We start from the raw sequence: 23,278 nt of genomic DNA on the forward strand, positions 1-23,278 counted from the left end.
GTGACCATATGAAGCGTCGGTATCATGCAAGAGTTCGATGAATTGTTGCACATAATAATTTCGCCATTCAGCGCGTTTAAGCTAATGGATGCATTACTACTGAGGTATTTGGGGTTTTACTATTTTTAGTTTTTCAATATGGTTGGCTAATTTTTGAATATCATCATCAGTCAGGTGTGCTTTGGCTTTATTCCCTCTCCCGACAATCTTGCCATCACGCCGCGCAGTCAGACCATCAACAATTTCATCACGCGAAAGTGATACCAGAGGCGGGGCTTTATCCAGACTTTTGCGATCCGCTAACCGCCCATGACAACTTGAACAGGTTTGCTTATAGATATGCTCACCGTCAGTGGCCGATTGAGCCGTTGCGTTGAATACCACCAGGCTCGTCGCCAACAGCCATATTTTCATTATGCTCCTACCACCCATTGTTGGAACAACGTGGTGAGATCTTTCTCATTACGCGCGCCCTGATGCAATTGTGTTACTTTGCCATCACGGTCAATCATAAAGGAGGTTGGTGTGCCAATAACCTGATAGCGCTCCTGTGTGATGCCCAATTGATCACGAATAACCGGGTAACTAATATTTCGCTGTGCCAATATCGGATTAATATCCACTTGTTCTGGATCAGTATTAATGGCCACCACAACGATATCGCTTTGATATTCTTGGCTTAGTTTATCCAATGCTGCCATTTCAGCCAGACAACCACCACAACTTGCTGACCAAAAATTAAGATATACCTGTTTACCTTTCCACTGCTCAAGTGCAACCGGTTTGCCTTGCAGGTCATAAGCCGCCAATTGCGGAGCAACTTCACCCACAACCACTTTTTCTTCTTTGCATGCACTGAGTAGCAAGAGTAAACCGCACACCCCAACAACTTTTAATCGATTACGCCACATGATGACGGCTCTCTTCATTCAGATATTTACCGTGCTGGAGCCGGATTATCCGATCAGCAACACACCCTAAGTCTGGGTTGTGAGTCACCATGACAATCGTTCTGCCCTGGCGATGGATATGATTTAGCAGATCTAATACCCGCTGTTCATTCTCTTCATCAAGGTTACCGGTAGGTTCATCAGCAAATATGATTGGGGGCTGATTAACCAGAGCTCGGGCTATACACACTCGCTGCTGCTCGCCGCCAGATAGTTGACTAGGTAAATGACCCATGCGTGGCGTCATCCCAACTTGTTCTAATACTTGCCGCGCTGCATCTTCATCTACCACACTATGATAATGCTGTGCCAGCATAATGTTCTCTAGCGCAGTCAGATAAGGGATAAGATGGAATTGTTGAAAAACCAACCCTATCTTATCTGCTCGAAACTTCCTGCGACCTTCTTCATCCAAACCCGCAGCATCAATACCATCAAGCAGAACTTGCCCTTCACTTACGGTATCCAGACAAGTCAAAATATTCATCAAAGTGGTTTTGCCTGATCCAGACGCCCCCATAATTGCCACAAACTCGCCACGATTAATGCGGATGTTGATATCTTCCAGTGCCGTTACTTGCCCGAAGCGCTTATATAAATGCCGAGTCTCAATGACCGCATCTGTGGCCAGCTCGGTTTTCACCTCTGTTAGTGGTGATGTCATTGACTACTCTCCTTTCAGGACTTTAGCGGGTTCAATATGGATAGCCCGGCGAGTGGGAACAATTGCCGCCACTGCGGCCACTAGCAATGACAATACTAATGTCAGCGGTAAAACCGGTGCGCGCAAAGCAATCGACGCACTAAACACTGTCTGTCCTAAGACCTGTGCCAACACATAACCCAGCAGTGCACCACAGACCGCAGCAGCCAGCGATATAATCAAGGTTTCAGTCAGCATTTGACGAATAATATCCGCGCCACTGGCCCCGAGTGCTTTTTGTAACGCAAACTCTTTTGAGCGTTCACCCACTATCGCCATTAATGTGGTATTCACACATAAAGATGACAAAATCAGAATAACCACCGAAACCAACCCCATCAGCCCTTTTATCTTGTCGAGGACTTGCCCTTCAGACGCTGAAACTTTACGAATAGGTCTTATTTCTAGGTCTGGATATTGCTCGCGAAGATGGCTGGCGAAGGTTTCAACCTGTCCCACGTCGTTGCTGACGCTCAGGAGTGCATTACTGATGCGCCCCGGTTGCTGGAGCCATTTCTGTGCTAACTCCAGATTAACAATCAGCATGTTATCTGTAGCATCACCAGCCTCTACAATGCCTTTAATTTGTAAACGCTGGCGCTCACCTTCGCTCACCAACGTTATGGTATCGCCCACTTTGACATGCAAACGCTCCGCGAGTTTGATACCAATCATTGCGTTACGATCATCGAAGCTGACACCAATCCAGTTACCACTGACTTGCCAGTACGGCACCAACCGTTGTAGGGATTCAAACCACACTCCCATCAGCACAACTTTTTCCAGTTCAGTACGCGCCATACCATAGATATAGGGGCTTGAGGCATTGATAAGGCCTTTAGGGGCAGCATCAATAATGGGTTGGAATTGATTTTGTTCGAACGTGCTACCATGCCCTGGCCCGATATAAAAATTCGCACCAAATGTCCGTAACTCTTGACTCATTTTGGCGTTAATATCGAAATAAACGGCAGACATTGCGGTGACAATCGCCGCTCCGACAGTCAATGCCGCAAATACAACACTGACGCGCTGCATCCGCAGACGTAATGCACGAAATACCAAACGCCAAAACATGCCATCGTGACCTTTATGTTGCGCAACCCGACGATTATCGGCCATAGAGCACCTCCACCGGGTAAAGACGTGCAATTCGTCGGGCTGGGAACCAAGTTCCAATGACGGCAATCAAGACTGATATCACCAACACACAAGGCACTACCATCCAGGCAAAACTCAACGGTGCACCAAATAGCATCAAGCCGATGGTTTTTGCTAACCCCCAGCCGGCCAAACAACCGGCTAAGCCACCAATCAAGCCACTGATGGCCGCTTCAAGATAGAACAACATCAAGATTTGCCATTGGCGTGCCCCTAAGGCTTTCATTAAACCAATCTCTTTAGCTCGTTCCATGATGGTACTGGTCATCAATGATGCAATCCCCATGGCGGCAGCAATCAGTGCCGCCAGTGTGACAACCGCCAGCAAGAGCTGTATCTTCTCAATCACCACCCCTTCAGAGGCTGCGACTTGCCAGATAGGACGAACCACCGAACCGGATATCGCCTCTTCAAGCTGATGAGCAATAGAAGAAACATAAGCGGTGCAATACCATAGGTCATATTCTTCGGCGTTAAGTGCTTCAAGATTGTCACGTGCTCTACGTGATAATTCGTTTTCCGGCACCGTCAACGCAGAGACCCTGACGGCTTGAACTTTCCCCGGTAGCCCCAATAAAGATTGAACTGCAGCGAGCGGCAACACTAAACGGCCCTCTTCTTCTCCGCCACTGCTTAACACACCACTGATTTTTACGGTTAACGGCCCGGATACACCACTGAGATGCAGCTCATCACCTATTTTCCAGCCAGTTTGTTGCGCCAATTGCTTGCCCAACAACGCCTGAACCTCAGTGGCATTATCCTTGACGGGTTCTTGTGGCCAGTTCCCGTTGATCTGCCAATAAGGACTAATAATTTGCTGACCGGTGTGATAATCCTCTTCATCAGGCACATTTACTGGCTGATTAAAATAAGTACCCAGTAGCGGGATATTTTGTCCATCGACTTCGGTTTCACCACTCAGTAAGGGGGCAAAACCGACAATATTATTACGCCAGAAAATATCTTTAATATTGGGGAGTTCAGCTTGATCCAGAAAATCCTGCCCAGTTAATGGATTACTTTTCTCACCAAACAGTGACGGCAGTGCAACTTGCCCTGCCGGTTCAATAAGAATGTTGGCACCATAAGACTTCAGCTCACGGGACATTTTATCGCCAATATCGATAGATACCGCCAACAGTGAAGAGATTAACCCTGCTGCAAGGAACACCGTGAATACAGCCAACGACTTACGCCGGACATTTCTGAACCAAGATTGCTTTAGCATGCGCCACAGCATAATTATGGGTTCTCCTGCGTATCACTGTCTTCGGCATTGATAACCGGAGTGACAAAGTGTTCGGGATGTTCACGGAAACGGTCGTAATTTGCCTCAGATGAGAAGAAGTAAGTCTTATCACCATAGCTATATTTGTACTCGGCTTTTTGGTTAGTTAGGTGCGTGTTATCTACCGGGTCAACCACATCCAGAGTCACAACGGTCGTGAAGTAATTCACGCCTGCTTCAAGTGAGGATTTGGGGATCACTAACTCTTTATCATCATTTTTCCACTCTTCCAGTGGAATGGGGTTACATCCCCCCGCCTTGCCAATTGAGGGAATAAAGATATGCACTGCGCATGCCACGCAGATGACTTGATTGCCTTCCATCACATAGCCTTGGTCGCCACATAACAGACAGGCATCAAAGACAGCACTAAGACGTAACCGATCAGGATAGCGGTTGATGATAAAGAAACGAACAGCCTTGCCATCATCAGCAACCCAAACGAAGCGATGTAATTTGCCATCACGAACTTGTTCAACTGGAATGTGCACCAAACCATCAGCCGCGAGAGTAACAGGGAGTGCTTCAGATAATTGAGGCGGTTGAGAAGCGACTTTATCCCAGTAAAGCTGGGCACCCATCACCACGATCCAAGCCATCAAGGAGAAGACCAAAACACGGCGTACATTGCGGTAATTCGCAAGCGCCTTGCGATGCGCAATGGGGTCAGCATTTTCACTGACAACACTGCTAGCCTGACGCAGTGGCACCACATAACACAGCATCGCCAACGCCAATAACAGCGCACAAATGTAACTTAACCAAGCATGTCCATTTGTCACTAACGCCACATAGCTGAGGAGTGATTTCGTTAACGGTAAAATCTGTAGTTTCATCAACAAGAGAATGGCATCGCCACTGAGTGGCAAAATCAATAACACTGTTAACAGCATTAATATTGGCCAACGACAACGCGGCAATTGCTTAATCATCATCAACAAAAGCACAGCACAGAAAGCAACCCAAACAAACGCAATGACAATGGCTGCCAAATTAAGTAGCAAATCAGTATTGATGACATGCGTATTGGTAAAGGCCCCCAAATTCGGGTTATTACCCCAATTGAATGCCGCGCCCACGACCAACAGAGCCTGCCATAAATAACCGAATGAAAGACGTGAAGTGAATTGACTTAGTAGGAATAAAAGCAATGCGAGAAGCTGAATCACTGCCAGCGCTAACTGCAATTGTTGAGATTTAGGATAATGAGCCCCAGCCCAAACGCCCACAACTGCCATAAGTATTGTTATCCATATGACCCTATTTATCGCGGGAGCTGGTCGAGTAGCCCAACTTAACCCCAGCAACAATGCCACGGGTAAAAAGGCTTGTAATACGGAAACAAAAAAATAACTCATTAGCACACCTTGGGCAGGGAAATCATAACATTACGAAATACGTTTCTATTTACAATCTTCTACTCATGACCGTAACGTTTTGACAAGAATGGAGAACAACAACTCTCTGGCTATTTAGCATGAAGAAAAACCGCGATAACTGAATCAGTTATCGCGGCCATTGTTATCAATTCAAACCGGTATATTTGAAGTCGTAGCTCACATCAAACGGCTTCCACCAGCGGCCAACACCGGTCTCGCTGTCAGTATGGCGATGCAGACCCGCTTTAGAGGGTTCGCTGATGTGATAAGTGACTTTGTAGTTACCCACACCCATCATTTTAATGTTGGCACCGTAGTGTGGGCCATCGCTGGCGACCATTGGCATAAATGTGCCTTCTTGTTTAGCGCCGGTGTCCGTATTCACCAAGGTATACGCAATAGTCAGGTACGGCATCCATTCACCAGCACCAAACCCATTTTTATTGCCTTCGGTTGCATGGATATCAGCCTCCAGATGGATGTCAGCTTTTGCTGCTGGCAAGCCCATACCACGAGGTTCCATATCAATTGGTTGTAAGTAAACCGCCGCAATTTCCATATCATTAATTTTGATAGGCTCGCCGGCTGGATATTCTTTAAAGGCAAAAGCAGCTGGGGCTGCAAAAATGCTGGCAATGATACTGCTGGCAATAATCGTTTTCTTCATGGTCATGTAGCACACCCTCTGGTATCAAATGATAATTACATTGTCGCTATTCACACCGGCACCACGCCGGACCATTATGCTGGGATAGCACGACCACGTCGTTGCATTACCCAAAGGGCAACTAGCGCAGCAATCAGCAGTATCCCTTGAGGAATCAAAGTCTCCACATAGGGGTAGATTCCCAACCAACTAATTTCTGGCACACCCGGCAACAGTGTTGGTTCAAACAATTTGCCTTCAATTAACTCAAGAACACTCTTACCCGCAAACACGAATGCCATCAGGTACATAAAGCCACCGGTAAACATAAAGAATGGTTTGAGTGGTAATTTGACGACGGTAAAACGCATGACGAGATAAGCCACCAGCAAGATGACACAACCCACACCAAAACCGGCCAGAATAGACAAATGACCACTGGTTGTGCTGGCATCCCCCATCAAAGCCAGATAGAACAGGACGGTTTCGGCACCTTCACGATACACCGCCAGAAAACTGGTCAGCCACAGCCCTATCATTGAGCCACTGCTGAGTGATTTGGAGAATTTACCCTCCAGATAGGCTTTCCATTGGCGAGCTTCTGTCTTTGATAGCAGCCAATAACTCATGGAGAACAGCATCACCACAGCAATCATCATGGTGAAGCCTTCAAGTAGTTCGCGACTTTGCCCTGAGTTAGCAAACAACCACTGGAAGACAAAGGCGGTCAGCACACTGGCAATTAATGCTACGACAATGGATTGGCGAATCAGCGGCAATTTATCCTGATGGTTATTTTTCACCAGATACGCAACGATGGCTGCCACAATCAGTAATGCCTCTAGGCCTTCGCGGACAATGATCAATAGACTGTAAATAAACAGGCTCCAATCCGTTTCATCCCCACCACCGAGCATTTCAACAGCACTTGCCAGATCGTTTTGCAAAGCTGCTGCCTCAGCTTGTAGCTGTTCGACTGGCTGACCGGCTTTCATCAAACTGACTAAGCGGGTGAAATGACCTTCTAACGTTGATTTAAATGCTGCGTCACGTGAACCAACTTTATTCTCCATGCCACTAGCTTCAAAGAGATCAAAATAGGCATCTTGCACTGCCATCATCGCTGGAGTGATCTGCCCTTGTTGATACTGACTAATAGCCTCATTCATCGCCTGATTTATTTTGCTGGAAACCGCAGCCCAATCGGCATTGGCTTGATTATCAGGATCGGCAGCCGAACTTGAGGATAGCCCTGCGGGTTGATCTGCGGTGACTTGTTGCTGTTCGCGAGTGGTTGGCAAGCCCGGAAGGATGTCTTCAATGGTTTGGAGTAACCCGGTGACACGATAGGCAACCTCTGTTATTTGACCTGGCTTGCGGGTTAAATCAATGAGTGCGGTAAATTGTTGATTAATCGCAGCCGCCTGCTGGGAGGAGCGATTTCCCCGCACAGACATTTCCATTTCAGAGTTTTTAAAACCTTGATAGTGAGCCTGCTGCACACTTTGGCTCGCTGCGGTAAAATTACCGTCCTGATATTCACTAATGGCTTGTGCCAGTAAATCATCGATAATTTTGAAACTCTGCTGCCAATACACCGCAATATCACTATTTTCGTATGTTGCATGCTGCTGTTCGGCCGTCAATTTGTGGCCATCCGTCAGCACAGGCAATACTGCGGTCAATTCGCCTTTGAGCCAATTAATTTTGTCATCGACTTCAGTTTGAGGTTTCCCCTCGCCAATCATTCGGCGAATTTCACCAAATGCGGCTTCCATCTGGTAACTTTTCTGTGCCGAAATATTGATTCGAATAGGCCCTTCGAGATTCTCAAACACTTCAAAATACGCCATCTGCACCGTAGTGCGGGCTTCATCATTGTTCTTCTGTTGATATAACTGGGACGTTTTATCAAGACGGGATTGGATATCATTGACCCACTGCTGGTAATCTGGGTTAGCCCAAGCCATAGAGCTTGATAGCCACCAACAACAGCAAAGCAGAAAAAACTGGTGCCAAATTCGCATAATGAGTGACGCGCATGAAGTTGATAATGAGATTTATTAACATTAACACTAAACAAAGGAAATGTGTCTTGATCCGCATCAAAAAATATTTAGTCTTATGAATTTTTGTTTAAAAATGCGGAGTGCCCCGCAACTCTTAACTCAAAGAGCTTGCAATAGGCATAGGCTGTGCGGCTTTCTGGGTAATCAGATTGTTGAGTGAATAACGATAACCTTTAGGTGATTGGGGATGAATAACATTCAGACAGAGTATGAAGATATTCGTACGAAGTTAGGTAATAACTCATTGATAACAATGTTATATATAGGCAGTGAGTCCACTGTGGTTACCACCAACACCGCGGATATGACTCTCGCTGTACACCATCTTACCGTTGGAGCCAATAACGTAGCTTTACGCTACTTCAAGCACACTCCACCGACAGCAGATGAGATGGAAATTGCCATTATGGTGGTCGAAGATGAAGTTATCCGCATAAGCCCTGCGGTAAATAAAGCATCGCAACTCGTTACCACTGATAGCCATATCAATACTATTGCCAGACTGGCCGGTTTGCCTGAACAAGCCAAAATCACTTTTTCACTCGAATCTGTAGAACATATGTTTGACCGTTTAGCTGCAGTCATATTAGGGAGACCCGCAGCCTCAGAAGGGATACCGACTGATAACGAATTTGCTGCACGTTTACTGATTTTGCGCGAATTCATGCATCATTTGCAGTTTTCTTCAATTACCGTGCTGGCACCGGCCCAATAGCCATCGTTAGGTTGATATAAAATTGAATCAGCGATCAAGATATTTTATAAGCAGGAAAATAGAGTTATCGCTGAAGTGAAGTAACTCACTAATAAATCAGCCACTACAAAGTCATGAGAAATTGAGTAAACCATAAGTATTGACTATAAGAGTCGCGCCTATAATACAAAACGGACAGTGCATAACACTGTCCGTCTCTTTTATTAAGTACCGCCACTATAGTGGATTACTTTCTGCTTTTTTTGTCCAAATTATCTGCAGGTAATTCCCCCGGCAGATAGTCAGGTAATCGTCCCGCCGGGAAGATAGCCAGCAGTGATAGCAGCGCCATAATCAGCAAGCCAAATTTCAGTGAGCGTAGACGGGCCTCCTCATTAACACGAACCGCCTCAGCAACTTGTTCAGGTGTTGCCGTGGTTTGTGCTAACACACCTTGTAGGCGGTCATTGCTCACGAAGTTAATGCTATCCATATTCACTTGAGCCTGAATTTCAGGTGTTAGGATTGGGGTTTCAGCCACACCACGCATCACATTGGCACTTAACAATCCCACCAACAACGCACCAGCAACCGCCGTACCAATGGCATTCGCTAGATTGTTTGTCGTACCCCGTAATGAGCCTACATCACCGGCCAACTCTTTCGGGGAAGCACTGACCAACACGTTGAATAGTAAGGTAACCAGCGCCCCTTGAGCCAGTCCAAATACCACCAGACCAAACAGCACTGCGAACTCACTCCAGTTATTGCGCACTACAAATGCCAGCCATAGTAAGGCAATAGTACAGACGATGAAGCCATAACGGCCAATTTTACGCGGTGTCAATTTCTTATAGAAACGAACAATCAGCATCGCGGAGAAGAACACGGATAAGTTAAACGGCATCATGGCAATGGCTGTCGCCATCGGTGTACTGCCCTGCACTATCTGGATATACAGCGGCACCGAGAAGTTCAGCATAGCTTCCAGTGCCACCACCGCGAACATAGCAAATACTGCCGCCTTCTCCGTGGGCGAGGTAATCACCTCCAGTGCCAGTAATGGTGTTTTACCTTGCTCCTGACGACGGCGAGTCCACACAACAAATGCCTGGCCCAGCACGATACCTAAGACAATCATGAAAGGTGCAGGTGAGAAACCCAGTAGATCAAAAGGCGCACCGTCACGCACCAGACCGAAGCCCCAGCGGTTCAGGTTATTAAAACCAAACGACAGTAAAATAATCGCCGCAGCAGCCAAGATCACACCAACCACATCGATACCGACTTCCGGGCGGCCTTGGTCAGATTTCAAACGGAAACTCAACACAAAGATGACTGCAGATAGCACAATCAATATGCCAAATGCCGGACGCCAACCGATATAAGTCCCTAGAACACCCCCAATCAGGAACGCCGCCACACCTGCACCCGCTCGGGCTGACCCCAATGCGCCAAGGGCTGTTGCCTGTTGTGTGCCACGATAGTTTTCAGCAATCAGGGCTACCAGTGCAGGCACCAAGGCCGCACCAGCCAGACCACTTAATGCTTGCGCGCTTATCATCACGGTGACGTTCGGGCTAAAAGTCATCATGACCTGCGCAATACCAAATAGCAGAACGGTGCTACGAAATACGACCAGTGGCCCGAAACGCTGATTAAGTTTGGCACCTAACATTACGAAACCGGCAACAGACAATGAATACATGACTATTGCTGTTGCAATTGTCGTTGGCGGCACATTAAAACTCTTTACCATCCCACCCAATGCTACTGGTAGAGAGGCAACGTTAAATGACATCAGAATCTGAGCCAATGCGATAGTTATCATCGGCACCCATGACTCTTTAATTTCTGCACCTGCGCGGTGAGCTGATTGATTAGCCATAATATCTATCCTTTTGAAAAAAATATTCTTTTTAACAGCAATAGGATTTAAGCCCGACCCGTTTTTACCGCACACTGTTGCGCTACCAACGATCGGCTTTGATCTATACCTGACTCTTACAGCTCAACTCTTTTCGGTATAAGGCTCAGAAACAAACATATCCATCCCAAGACTGCGTGATAAGAACCGCGCGGCCAGTTGCCCTTTCACGCTGTTGCCCGCGCTATCAAGCAACGGCGCGAAAGTTCCCAAGCCACCTTTTCCTGGTGACACTGTCACAATACCGCCCCCGATGCCGCTTTTTCCGGGAAGACCAATATCATAAAGCCAATCACCTGATGTTTCGTACAACCCAGCGGTGACCATAACAGCGAGCGCGTAATGGCACACATCGTTATCCACCACTCGTTCACGTGTCAGTGGGTTAACACCGCCGTCAGCTAAAGTCGCCCCCATGACAGCCAGATCACGGGCGCTGACATTCAATGAACATTGCCTGGTATATAAGTCTGTGGCGATCAAAGGGTCGCAACCCAGACGACCATAACCCTCCAGCACATTGGCAATGCCACGGTTGCGGAAGTTGGTTTCACAAGCGGATTGATACACTTCCTCATTCAAGGTCAATTCACGTCCTGCAAAACGGCACAAACCATCGTAAATAAATTTCCACTGCTCATCACTCGTTGCACCGGGTACCAGACTGGTTGTGGCAATGGCGCCTGAGTTAACCATTGGATTAGTTCGTCCATCAGGCGCACGTTCAATCGCTGTCACGGAGTTAAATGCCATTCCCGTGCTGTTGACGCCCAGTTTTTCTCGAGCAGCTTTTGCCCCAATGGCCTGACAGACCAAAGCAAAAACAAAAGGTTTCGAGACACTCATAATGGTAAATTCATAATCCACATCACCGGCTGAATGTACTTTGCCGTTAGTGCCGACCATACACACACCAAAGAGATTAGGAGGAATACGTTCTAATGCGGGATAAACCGTAGAAACAACACCTTCAGTATCAGCACCAAAACGCCTGTGAGCTTCTTCTACCAGCTTAATGACGGTGTCTGGATCTGGCAGATGCCCGGTTGATACGTAGTCGATAATTCCATTCTTGCTATCATCTTTAGGCATATAATTATCTCTCGTTTACCTTTTGTTTATTTTTGTGTCTCTTTTATCGCTACAACTTATTTAAAGCGCTGGAATATCCTTTGCATTTTAATTTAAATGAAATGGCAATAATGACGATTTACTTCTTGGATCTTAGGTATATCAATTAATCATGAAATTCTTAGAGTAAGATATCCTAGGTGAGGAAAGCTGTATATCAGTTGTTTCCAATGAGTTGATCATTTTTGGTGAGCAAAAGAAATCACGATACTGTTGCAGTATCATGACATTAAGGGGATGAGATAGGGGTAATTGACCAAGAGTGATTTAATTAGTGCTAGCAGATTAACATGCAATTGAGTATTAACATGGCATAATAGCGGCTATTACGAGAAAAGTATGAGTTAATTATCGCCACAAGAAAAAACATCTAATAGAAACTCGTTTGAGAGACGAAGACTTAATATTCGTTCACTTTTAACCGCTACGTTCTTTATACCCATCTCCATCACACTAAAGCGAACTCAGCTAACACTTACACGCCCCACGAAGAAATAATCACATTGGCATACTGGCTCAAGACATCGTCAGCGATACATAAATACCAGTGATAATGTTAAGCACGTCAGCTTTTTGATAACTATATAAATCGTTATGTAGCTAAAGTAATTCTAAGTCTTAGCGCCCTAACCAATAAACAGCGTAAACTATAGGACAATTTTGCTGGCGTGATTGTCGGGCTTAGAGCCAGTTTTATCGCACCTATCTCATCAATCTTAATGTCTGATAATCGCGCAGACTGGTGTCTCTGGAGCTGACATGAACAACGCAACAACGGCAGGAAAACAAAAAGTGCCGTTACGGCTTAGTACTTCAATCACGTTAATGGTCTCCGCAGTGATTGTCTCTGTGCTATTGGTCGTTCACACATTGTTCTTCGTACAACTCAGCCAGATGGCACAAGATGGCTTGCAAGATAAGGCTGTTGCCGTAGCGCGTGCCTTATCTTTTTCACCCACAATAATTAAAGGATTAAGTGACCCAGTTGCCGGGAAACAGATTCAGGCCTATACCAGCGAAGTTCAGAAAGCCAATGACCTGCTTTTCATTGTTGTAACAGATATGAAAGGCATCCGTTATTCACACCCTAATCCTGAAATGATCGGCCAGCATTTTATTGGTAATGACCTGCAACCAGCATTGCAAGGTAAAGAAAATAGCGCGGTCAACCGAGGCGTGTTGGAACGTGCTTTACGTATATTTATTCCAATCTATGAACCTCATGGAAAACAAATCGGCGTTGTCGCGATTGGTATTTCTTTGACTAGTATTGATTCCGTAGTCAGTGAAACTCGCTGGACTATCCCATGGACTATTTTATTTGGTGCATTAATCGGGTCTCTGGGCACTTGGTTTTTAGTCAAAGCACTGAAAAAAATCATGCTGGGCTTTGAACCCTACGAAATATCGAATTTATTTGAACAACGTAATGCCATGCTGCAATCGATTAAAGAAGGTGTTATTGCTGTTGATGCTGACTCACGTATTACCGTGGTTAATCATGAAGCGAAGCGTTTGTTTAAGCAAAGTGGACCAATGGAGAATTTATTACTCAGCAATGCCAGTAAATATTGGCCAGTCCGTTTGTATCTACAACAGGTTCTAGAAACTGGTATTGCCCGCCGTGACGAAGAGATAAATTTCAATGGCAGCATATTACTTACCAATACTGTTCCAGTGATGGTGAAAGGCGATATTATCGGTGCAATTGCAACGTTCCGCGATAAAACAGAAGTAAGCCAGCTGATGCAACGCCTGACCGGTATGGTGCATTATGCCGATGCATTGCGAGCACAGTCACACGAGTTTATGAATAAGCTCCATGTTATTCTGGGCTTATTACATATGAAGTATTATCAACAGCTCGAAGACTATATAGTTAAAACATCAAATAACTATCAGGCAGAGATTGGCTCTCTATTACGCAAAGTAAAATCCCCTGTAATTGCTGGTTTTCTCTTAGGAAAAATCAATCGAGCGCGGGATTTGGGCATCACATTATCTATTAGTGACGATAGCCTATTACCGGACACCGATAATGAACAAGTGACCACAACCCTGATCACAGTCTTGGGCAATCTCATTGAGAATGCCATGGAAGCCATCGGTGACCAAACACAACGCGAAATTAATGTCAGTTTTCACTACCAAAATGGCCGGGTACATTGTGTTGTCAGTGACGATGGACCGGGCATTGCAGCAGATCTGCAAGATCGAATTTTTGATAACGGTTTTTCAACTAAAGGGAACGAACACGGCATTGGTTTAAGTCTGGTCCGGCAGAGTTTAGAAAGTATCGGGGGCAATATTGAGTTTGACTCCGAAGCGGGCGTATTTACCCAGTTCTTTATCAGCCTTCCCTATGATATTACCTCTAACAACATGACCTCCAGTGACAATTTTTCAAACAACATCAGCGCGGTAAATCATGATTAATGTATTAATAGTGGATGATGATGCAATGGTGGCTGAACTGAACAAGTGTTATCTGAGCCAAGTAGCAGGCTTTAACTGCTGTGGTTCAGTCTCCAGTTTACAGCAAGCCCGTGAGCATTTAATGGCAGCGGAGCAGCCCATTGACTTGGTTTTACTCGATGTTTTTATGCGTCAAGACAACGGACTGGACTTACTGCCCATTTTGCGCGAATTCAGTGAACATACTGATGTCATCGTTATTTCATCTGCTACTGATGTGAATACCATCAAAAAAGCTCTGCAATATGGTGTAGTAGACTATTTAATTAAGCCATTCCAATTTTCACGCTTTGAAGAGGCACTGTCGACATATCGCGAAAAACAGAGTCTATTGGAACAACGTGAGTATTGTGCCCAAGAAGATGTGGACACATTACTACGACGCAGTAACGCAGCTCCCGCTGATCGTAAAAAGTTGCCAAAAGGCTTAACGGCACAAACATTGCGTACCGTATGTGAGTGGATCAAAGAGATGCAAGACGGTGAGTTCTCAACAGAACAGATGGCAAATGCTATTGGTATTTCAAGAGTATCCTGCCGTAAGTATTTGATTTATCTCTCTGATACCGAGGTACTCAGTACCAAAGTTCTTTACGGTGCGACTGGACGCCCCGTTTATCTCTACAAGCTTTTACCGAGTCAGCAAGATGTATTAAAACAATATTGCCAATAATTGTTATAGCAAGTGGTATCCAATACAAAGAAGCCACTTGCTATCTCATTCCTGATAATTTATTTACATAATCCAGCCAAGTAATAGCGTCGCGCCAATCACGGTAGATGCGCCGCCAATTCGGGTCGCTATCTGAGCAAATGGCATCAATGACATTCGGTTAGACGCTGACAGAATGGCGACATCCCCTGTCCCCCCCAACCCACTGTGGCAACTGGTGACAATTGACGCTTCTACCGGGTACATATTCAAATAAGGCGCAATAATAAAACTGACGATGGCCATTGAGAGAACAACAGCGCCACAAACGACGATGTAACCTACGGAGAACACAGCAACGACACTTTCCAAGGGAACATATAACATCCCTAGGCCAATCATCAGAGGCCATACCAATGTTGTGGATACAAATTTGTACCAACTGTGCGCGCCTTGCTCCATTTTTGTTGGAATAACCTGAGCATATTTGCACATCACCGCAATCAAAATCATCAATACCGGGCCAGGGATATGGACAAGTTTTTCAAACAACCCACCCACGATAAAGAAAGCGCAGGTCATCAATAACCCTCCCCCCATCAGCTGGAAGTCAGCTTGCTTTGGCCCCTCTTGTGAGGTAAATATCGCATTATCTTGTGCGGAACGTATTAGCATCCCGTCGCCATTAAGATCTTTGCGACGCATACCAATACGAGCGAGCACCCCGGCACAAATAATGGCGAAAATATTACCGACCACGGCGGCTGGTGCTAACTGTGCCACATAGACATCCGGTGACTGCCCAAGAATCGCGGAGTAAGCTAATGACAATGGCAAAATGCCCTCACCAATGCCACCACCGATAATCGGTACAATGATAAAGAAAAATGTGTGATATAGGGTAAAACCGAATAATTTACCCACCAACAACCCTGTAGCTACCGCCGTTATGGTCCCCACCACTAGCGGGATAAACATACGGGTCATCCCTTGAATGAGTACCACGCGATTCATCCCAAGAATACTACCGACAACCAAGCTGGCTATCACAAAATAGAGTAAGTTCGCTTCCTTCATCAACAAGTGGACGGTATCCAGCGTATTGGTTTGGAAAATACCAAAATAGACCAGAACTGAAGGTACCATTAGGCACAAAATGGCCGGGCCGCCAATATCTTTTAACACCGGAATATGCCGACCTATGTGGGCTAAAACAAATCCCATTGTCATAATAACCGCCAAACCACCGATCATATTTTTAGGCAAATAGCTGGCATAGGCCGAAATAAATACAATAGCTGAAATAGTCATAAATAATGCCATCGGCATGGTATTTATATTCATCTGATTAATATTCGCCATTAATCTCTTAATCAAGTGTTTATCTGTTATCTGAACCTCTTCGGCGGACGCTATCGCGACATCTTGATTTGTTTTTTCCATTTTATACCTGCTATTGTGTAGCACTTCATGAATATGAAAAAGGGGGAAACTAATGACCCGCTCAATTAATGACATTTAAGTCCGGCTAGCCTCTATTAGATAAACCTAAAGTGACCTAGCACAGAAAAACCATTGCAATCATCAAAATTGGTATCAAACATAAGTAAAGGTCTACTAACGTAACATTGCATTTAAAATAAAAGAACAGATACTCATCAGTAATGATGACATTTGAGATCACAACGACAATTTTATTTTAATTAACTTAACTTGGTGTTTTGTAATTAAATAATTTGCATCGGTTGAAAAATCAACCGTGATACTTTTAGTCGATGGCTATATTCCTCTGGGAGTTGCGTAAATATCGGCTGTTGATATTGGCTTCCCCCCCAAACACGGGTTGCATCGTGCAGCCAGAGTATCATCAATGATAACTAATTCATTGGCTCAATACGCCAAAGTAAAATTAATTAATTTATTGATTTAACTACAAAAAATATTAAATAAAAAATTAATGAATGGTTTGAATATATTAAATAAGCTACACATAGATAAATTTTAAATTTAAAAAATGCATATTCAAACTGGTCTGTTATTTATCCTTAATAAGATAAATTGCAATTTCATTACAAATCATACAGATAAATTCCATTTTTAATCAAAGAAACAATTTAGTCTAATATTGTAATTAAGTATTTTATAACTAAAGTAAGTAACATAACTACATTTGACGCTGTAACTATCTGTCATCTACTGTTTTAAATTCAATCAATGACTATAATGAATACATTCAACATTAACATGTAGCATGGTTATAAATTAACCTTAGCCATTCAATTAGTGGCTTTGGTAATTGCGCAAAAAAAATAATTTATAAGTGAATATTTTTTTGCCTCATCACGATAGAAACGATAGCATGCCCTCCGATAATTTAAGAGTAGCGATATTCACCATAACAACTGAAGGCGCTAAGACGCTATTTATGCATTAATCTTTAGCAATCGGTTTCAGTAATACATTCGCAATGATTGCACAACAGACAGGAAAATAGGGAATGTCTATGATGTCAGGAAAGCACTCTACGGAGACCCACCATGCCGCAAGAAAACGCTGGTTAGATTCTCATGATACTGGCTATCACAAAAGTATGGGCCGACGTCATATACAAATGATAGCAATCGGCGGTTCTATTGGTACTGGCTTGTTTTTAGGTACGGGTGCTCGTCTGCAAATGGCAGGCCCAGCATTAGCTTTGGTATATCTGGTCTGTGGGGTATTTTCGTTTTTTATCCTCCGCGCCCTCGGTGAATTGATTTTACACCGCCCCACCAGCGGTAGTTTTGTTTCTTACGCCCGTGAGTTTCTTGGTGAGAAAGCATCTTATGTCGCTGGATGGATGTATTTTCTCAATTGGGCAATGACGGGAATCGTTGATATCACTGCCGTTGCCCTCTATATGCATTATTGGGGCACATTTTCTGATGTCCCCCAATGGTTGTTTGCACTGGGTGCGCTTTCCATTGTCGCAACGATGAACATGATTGGCGTAAAGTGGTTTGCAGAAATGGAGTTCTGGTTTGCGCTAATTAAAGTTGCCGCCATCTCGATCTTTTTGGTCGTTGGCGTGGTATTCCTCGGTACGGGTCAAAGTGTTGCCGGGCACCCATCCGGCATGAATTTGATAACAGATAATGGCGGGTTCTTCCCCCACGGATTATTGCCGGCGCTGGTCTTGGTTCAAGGAGTCATATTCGCTTTCGCAGGCATAGAGCTCATTGGTACTGCGGCTGGTGAATGTAAAGATCCAGAAAAAATGCTGCCCAAAGCCATTAACAGTGTGATTTTACGTATTGGCCTGTTCTATGTTGGCTCTGTAGTCTTATTGGTGTGTCTGTTACCTTGGAATGCTTATCAGGCTGGTCAAAGTCCCTTCGTAACCTTCTTTAGTAGTTTAGGTGTTCCCTATATCGGCACCATTATGAATATTGTGGTGCTATCTGCTGCACTTTCCAGCTTAAACTCCGGTCTTTACTCTACAGGCCGTATATTACGCTCATTATCGATGGGAGGATCCGCACCAAAGTTCATGTCGAAAATGAGTTCACAATCCGTCCCGTATGCTGGAATACTGGTGACTGTCGGTATTTATGTATTCGGTGTTGTTCTTAATTACCTCGTTCCATCACAGGTGTTTGAAATCGTACTGAATATTGCCTCACTTGGAATTATTAGTTCGTGGGCCTTTATTATTATCTGTCAGATGAAATTACGTCAGGCAATAAAAAATGGGACAGCAAAACCGGTTTCATTCAAGATGCCTGGCGCTCCAGTGACCTCTTGGTTAACGCTTTTTTTCCTAGCCGGTGTTTTAGTGATGATGGCATTCGACTACCCGAACGGTACTTGGACGGTGGCAACGCTGCCCGTGGTGGCGCTATTGCTAGTTGTGGGTTGGTTCAGTTTGCGTAAACGCGCCAGAGAAGTCGCGGCAGAGCCATTAGCGCAAGAAAATGGCATGAAAGAGTGTGAGGTTAAAATAGTACAGCAGACTGAGTTGCGCGAACAAAAGTCGGCAGTTTAACACTCATAATCAGCCCGTAGGCGGGTGGACATGTCTACGGGCTGAATTGCCCAGCACCAGCGCGAGTTCTACTGAGTAAATAGCTAGCTTTCTAACACTTGCTGAGCAAAAAATCGCGTAACACTATCGCCTGATTTTGTTCAGCATCACGGCTACCGTATAGCAACGTAATGGGGTGCTGTTTCAGCACTTCCAGTAAAGGCTGCCAAGCTGTCGAGTCCTTGAGTTGAGCCTGATAGCGAACAACAAATTCCGACCAATCCTGATTTTGATGAAACCACTGGCGCAGCGCATTATCGGGGGCAACTTCTTTCAACCATATAACCCCCTCGAGACGCGCTTTACTGATTCCACGTGGCCATAATCGATCAACAAGAAAAGTGTTGGATTGGTAAGGCGGTTGAACATCATAAACCCGTCGTAACGTAACCTTATTGACACTCACAGCAATCTCCTTTCGCCTTTTGTAACTGCCGTGCCAAATCAATGGCAATGAATAGATTCGGAAAGACTCATTCCAGTGGGAATAAAATCATGGGTAACGAGCCTTACACAACCAATGCAATTCTTACCCTGACATCATCCTTATTACACAGATATTGAACAATTCTTGTCGTTCTAAATTCTTATTAATAGTGAGTAGTGACTCGCAAAAAAGCTCAACATAACGGTTATCATCTTTTCGAAATCTTTACTCTTCTCCTCATGCCAAGAATGTTCCTATCGCCTACTATTAGTAGCGTCAATTTTTCAGCACTTTTATAGCTGATATATAGTTTAGCCAACACTAGGGCATTATTAGAGAGTCGGGTTAATGCCTGTTGAATGCAGGCGTTAACTTTCTTATCAGTCATGCTCCTCAACAGAAGACTCACGTATTGCTCTTCAACCATTCTTCACGACTGATCCCCCATATTTCAGTCGAAAAATGACCACCCACATAGTCTCGTTCTTCCATTCCTATTAACTGCATCCCATTTTTCCGTGATATGGCCGCTGAGGCCTGGTTAGGTGCGGCTTTTGTCACTCTCAGAAAGGGGCGAGCCAATTGAATAAACCAAAAACGTGTTACTGCAATGCTCGCTTCACTGACTAACCCTTGCCCCTGCCATTCGGGGCTTAACCAAAAACCGCGATGGTCTTCAGTGTCACACGTTAAGTTAATCACACCAATCAATGTATCAGGTGCGGTTTTAAGGCGAATAGACCAGAAAAAACCACGCCCCTCCTGTATCTTGGGTAATGCGATATCTCGAACAAAAGTCAGCCCACCATCAGGCGGATATGGCCAAGGTACACATGAGGCATCTAAATACTTAACCACATCCCAGACAGGGAATCTTTGCTGGATCTGTTCCGCATCCTGCAGAGTTAAAGGTAATAACAGCAAACGATCAGTCGATAACGATTCCACACAACAGTTCCTCAACAAGGCTCAACCAGAACATTGAGGTATCTAAACGAGATACTCAGCTAAATGGAAAATAGCACCAAATGAGATACATCGACAAGCTAGCTAACTTAATGACCACAGTAATCAGATAAAGGCCGTGATAATTATTTCTTCATAAATACGAACATGTTATATTTATTCCAATTGAATTACTGGTGAATAAAATGACTACTGTGCTGATAAATACAACCAAACAGATTAAGCAGAAAAATACTATGCTGGTTGCCAGTACATTAAAATCACTGGTATCTGCAACCAAAGGCGATATATCTACTCAAACTGGATTAAGTTTGGCGACTTGTGGCACTATTCTGAATGAGTTATGTGCAAAGGGAGAGGTTATTGAAGAGTCTCTTGATGAATCACGCGGCGGTAGGCCAGCAAAACGCTATATATATAACTCTAACTACTTTAATGTATTAAGTGTTTATGTTGAAGGTACAAATGATCAAGGTGTTATATCATCATCCATCACCTCAGCTAATAGTGAAAATATAAAAGAGTATAATGAAGTCTATAGTCATTTAACGCTAGATATACTCATAAATCACATTCAAACAATTCTAGAAAAGCATCAAAATATCAAAGCATTAGGTGTAGGCCTACCTGGAGTCGTCGTTGATGGGAAAATCCTCACCTGCGATATTACCAATTTGGAAGGGTTAGCAATAACAGAGTTGTTAAGTCGCCAATTCAATATTTTCATTCAAGTTGGCAATGATATAAATTACACCGCATTTGGTTTTTATCGAAAAAACTATCGTAATATAAATGACCCTATCGCATATATTTTCATGCCACCAAGATATTGCGCTGGTTGTGGTATTGTTATCTCAGGGGAAATGCTCCGTGGTGCGAGTCAATTTGCCGGAGAGGTATCAAAACTCCCTTTTTATGATAACGTACAGAGTGAAAAAAATAAAAACCCTTATAGTACACCTGCATTAGAAAAGCTGATCCATATAACTTCATCACTGATAGCAATAATAAACCCAGTCACTATAGCCATATCCGGCAGTACAATTGATCAGCATTGCATCGATGAATTATCAGTTAGATTACAAGAAAGATTTGATAGCAAACATATTCCTCATTTTGTTTATCGTGATTCTATCAAGTCTGATTATCATAACGGGATCTCCGCATACACACTTGATGCATATAATAACTTCAGAGTTTTTGATAGTTAACTGGCACAACTGCTTATAGATGAGTTATCTCTATCACGGACCGAAATAGCACAAATCGAAATCGGTAAGACAACCAAGCCGCACCGACTCTCTTATCCATCAACATACACCCTGTCTCTCTTTTTTTTCTGACAAGAATACTCTTGACACTTCAAACTACACTATATATTTTACCACTTAATATAAGTCTTTTATAAAGTGTTTTTACATTGATATCAAATCCAATATCGTGCGACTAACCAGAGAAAGGTAACCACTTAATGTCTAGCTGTGCCATCAATTTCCCTCTGGATACGCGTGCCAAACGAACATCCACTCGTGCTGTTTTTTTCATCGCTGGATTTGCCATGGGACTTTGGGCTTCGCTTGTTCCCTATGCGCAAATCAGGCTCCAGTTCGATGCAGGCTCATTAGGGTTACTTTTGCTTTGTCTAGGTACTGGCTCATTACTCGCTATGCTTTTTTCCGGAAAACTCATTGGCCACTTTGGGTGTAGGAAAATCATGTCATTCGGTATTGTGCTTACCTGCATCTTTCTACCTACACTGGCAATAATTGTTCAATTTCCTTTAATGGCACTCTGTTTGTTCTTTTTTGGTGCGGGAATTGGCTTAGTTGATGTCGCAGTTAATGTTCAAGGCTCTCTGGTTGAGCAATCTTCCGATAAGCCGCTGATGTCTGGCTTCCACTGCCTATTCAGCATTGGTTCCATCGTTGGGGCGGGTGGTGGTGCAACACTTTTTACTTTGGGATTAATGCCCCTTACAGTGACATTTATCGCCATCGCGTTAATAACTATTATTACATCAGCAGTTTTCAATGAATTAATCCCCTTTGGCGATCATAAAGAACCTAATGAGACAGTGATAAATAAACCACGGCCAAATTTTCGCCTCGTGTTAATGGCACTCATGTGTATGATCTGTTTTATGGCTGAAGGTGCGATATTAGATTGGAGTGGCGTTTTTCTCACAAATGATCGCGGCCTCGATATAACACATGCAGGTTGGGGATTCGCAGTTTTCGGTGGAACTATGTCGATCATGCGTTTTACTGGCGATAAAGTTGTTAGCATCTTGGGGCGTAAACATGTCCTGATCCTAAGTAGCCTGTTTGCCATGGCAGGTTATGCTGTCGCAGTCATTATTCCTGATTGGAAATTCACACTACTTGGTTTTGCTTTGGTCGGAATAGGAGCTGCAAATATTGTTCCAGTCTTGATCACATTAGCAGGTCAAGAAAAAGTCATGCCGGTCAATATGTCTGTTGCCATGGTTGCGACATTGGGTTATTTCGGTGTTTTGGGGGGGCCAGCGCTAATCGGATTTATTGCCCACTTAACAGATCTCTACACCGCATTCTGTATCGTCGCACTGACATTTATTGTCATCGCAGCAGGTGCATTTAAACTAAGATATTCCTGTGATTAACACCGGTCCAACAAACAGATACAAGACGAGATGGCTGTTTACTAGCGTTCTCTGAAAATAAAATTTATGACTGAGTATGGTAAATTTACCAGCTAGCAGAATT

The 23,278-nt window shown here is 44.2% G+C and carries 19 protein-coding genes; 6 read left to right on the forward strand and 13 right to left on the reverse strand.

What is annotated here, in order from left to right; all coding sequences use genetic code 11:
• Positions 1-96: 96 nt before the first annotated feature.
• From ACIOG0_RS12700 to ACIOG0_RS12735, 8 genes are all read right to left on the reverse strand, one after another.
• Positions 97-414, reverse strand: a complete 318-nt coding sequence (locus tag ACIOG0_RS12700) for a cytochrome c (RefSeq protein WP_050140837.1) — start codon at positions 412-414, stop codon at positions 97-99.
• Positions 414-911, reverse strand: a complete 498-nt coding sequence (locus ACIOG0_RS12705) for a TlpA disulfide reductase family protein (protein WP_050098270.1) — start codon at positions 909-911, stop codon at positions 414-416. The genes ACIOG0_RS12700 and ACIOG0_RS12705 overlap by 1 nt, the downstream gene beginning before the upstream one ends.
• The gene (locus ACIOG0_RS12710) at positions 901-1,614 is read right to left on the reverse strand and encodes an ABC transporter ATP-binding protein (RefSeq protein ID WP_050098271.1); all 714 of its coding nucleotides are present in this window, start codon (positions 1,612-1,614) and stop codon (positions 901-903) included. Before ACIOG0_RS12710 ends, ACIOG0_RS12705 begins: the two co-directional genes overlap by 11 nt.
• Before the next feature lie 3 nt (positions 1,615-1,617).
• Positions 1,618-2,730 (reverse strand): ABC transporter permease, encoded by a 1,113-nt coding sequence (locus ACIOG0_RS12715; RefSeq protein ID WP_186004127.1) that lies wholly within the window; start codon positions 2,728-2,730, stop codon positions 1,618-1,620.
• Positions 2,731-2,764: 34 nt separating this feature from the next.
• Positions 2,765-4,057: an ABC transporter permease gene (locus tag ACIOG0_RS12720; protein ID WP_050098273.1), complete on the reverse strand. Its 1,293-nt coding sequence runs from the start codon at positions 4,055-4,057 to the stop codon at positions 2,765-2,767.
• Positions 4,058-4,059: 2 nt separating this feature from the next.
• Positions 4,060-5,463 (reverse strand): Fe-S-containing protein, encoded by a 1,404-nt coding sequence (locus ACIOG0_RS12725; protein WP_128451011.1) that lies wholly within the window; start codon positions 5,461-5,463, stop codon positions 4,060-4,062.
• A 166-nt stretch (positions 5,464-5,629) separates the two neighbouring features.
• Positions 5,630-6,157: an iron transporter gene (locus tag ACIOG0_RS12730; RefSeq protein ID WP_004390794.1), complete on the reverse strand. Its 528-nt coding sequence runs from the start codon at positions 6,155-6,157 to the stop codon at positions 5,630-5,632.
• Between the two features lie 68 nt (positions 6,158-6,225).
• Positions 6,226-8,157 carry an FTR1 family protein gene (locus ACIOG0_RS12735; protein WP_050098275.1) on the reverse strand — a complete coding sequence of 644 codons (1,932 nt, stop codon included), beginning with the start codon at positions 8,155-8,157 and terminating at the stop codon, positions 6,226-6,228.
• A 229-nt stretch (positions 8,158-8,386) separates the two neighbouring features.
• Between ACIOG0_RS12735 and ACIOG0_RS12740 the strand changes: the two genes are divergently transcribed.
• Positions 8,387-8,914 (forward strand): hypothetical protein, encoded by a 528-nt coding sequence (locus tag ACIOG0_RS12740; protein ID WP_050140834.1) that lies wholly within the window; start codon positions 8,387-8,389, stop codon positions 8,912-8,914.
• Between the two features lie 226 nt (positions 8,915-9,140).
• Here the strand turns inward: ACIOG0_RS12740 and ACIOG0_RS12745 are convergent, their stop codons facing one another.
• Together ACIOG0_RS12745 and glsA are read right to left on the reverse strand one after the other, a co-directional pair.
• Positions 9,141-10,781: an MFS transporter gene (locus ACIOG0_RS12745; protein WP_050098277.1), complete on the reverse strand. Its 1,641-nt coding sequence runs from the start codon at positions 10,779-10,781 to the stop codon at positions 9,141-9,143.
• Between the two features lie 123 nt (positions 10,782-10,904).
• Positions 10,905-11,912 carry a glutaminase A gene (gene glsA / locus ACIOG0_RS12750; protein ID WP_050098278.1) on the reverse strand — a complete coding sequence of 336 codons (1,008 nt, stop codon included), beginning with the start codon at positions 11,910-11,912 and terminating at the stop codon, positions 10,905-10,907.
• A 798-nt stretch (positions 11,913-12,710) separates the two neighbouring features.
• On the opposite strand from glsA, the gene ACIOG0_RS12755 reads away from it, so the two are divergent.
• Together ACIOG0_RS12755 and dcuR are read left to right on the forward strand one after the other, a co-directional pair.
• Positions 12,711-14,387, forward strand: a complete 1,677-nt coding sequence (locus ACIOG0_RS12755; protein ID WP_050098279.1) for a sensor histidine kinase — start codon at positions 12,711-12,713, stop codon at positions 14,385-14,387.
• Positions 14,380-15,099 (forward strand): two-component system response regulator DcuR, encoded by a 720-nt coding sequence (gene dcuR / locus ACIOG0_RS12760; protein WP_050098280.1) that lies wholly within the window; start codon positions 14,380-14,382, stop codon positions 15,097-15,099. The genes ACIOG0_RS12755 and dcuR overlap by 8 nt, the downstream gene beginning before the upstream one ends.
• 63 nt (positions 15,100-15,162) lie before the next feature.
• On the opposite strand, the gene ACIOG0_RS12765 is transcribed toward dcuR, so the two are convergent.
• On the reverse strand, positions 15,163-16,521 hold the full coding sequence (locus ACIOG0_RS12765; protein ID WP_128451012.1) for a 2-hydroxycarboxylate transporter family protein: 1,359 nt from the start codon (positions 16,519-16,521) through the stop codon (positions 15,163-15,165).
• A gap of 1,060 nt (positions 16,522-17,581) precedes the next feature.
• On the opposite strand from ACIOG0_RS12765, the gene ansP reads away from it, so the two are divergent.
• A complete protein-coding gene (gene ansP / locus ACIOG0_RS12770; protein ID WP_050098627.1) occupies positions 17,582-19,102 on the forward strand; it encodes an L-asparagine permease in 1,521 nt (506 codons plus the stop codon).
• Between the two features lie 91 nt (positions 19,103-19,193).
• Here ansP and ACIOG0_RS12775 read toward each other — a convergent pair whose 3' ends face one another.
• Positions 19,194-19,547: a DUF488 domain-containing protein gene (locus tag ACIOG0_RS12775; protein ID WP_050098282.1), complete on the reverse strand. Its 354-nt coding sequence runs from the start codon at positions 19,545-19,547 to the stop codon at positions 19,194-19,196.
• A gap of 426 nt (positions 19,548-19,973) precedes the next feature.
• Positions 19,974-20,516 (reverse strand): GNAT family N-acetyltransferase, encoded by a 543-nt coding sequence (locus tag ACIOG0_RS12780; RefSeq protein ID WP_050098284.1) that lies wholly within the window; start codon positions 20,514-20,516, stop codon positions 19,974-19,976.
• Positions 20,517-20,719: 203 nt separating this feature from the next.
• Here ACIOG0_RS12780 and ACIOG0_RS12785 point away from each other — a divergent pair, with 203 nt between their 5' ends.
• Both ACIOG0_RS12785 and ACIOG0_RS12790 read left to right on the forward strand, forming a co-directional pair.
• A complete protein-coding gene (locus ACIOG0_RS12785; RefSeq protein WP_164908316.1) occupies positions 20,720-21,745 on the forward strand; it encodes an ROK family protein in 1,026 nt (341 codons plus the stop codon).
• A gap of 260 nt (positions 21,746-22,005) precedes the next feature.
• A complete protein-coding gene (locus ACIOG0_RS12790) occupies positions 22,006-23,175 on the forward strand; it encodes an MFS transporter (protein WP_050098286.1) in 1,170 nt (389 codons plus the stop codon).
• Positions 23,176-23,278: the final 103 nt, after the last annotated feature.

Origin of the sequence: Yersinia vastinensis (assembly GCF_044905075.1) — a bacterium.
Classification (GTDB): domain Bacteria; phylum Pseudomonadota; class Gammaproteobacteria; order Enterobacterales; family Enterobacteriaceae; genus Yersinia; species Yersinia vastinensis.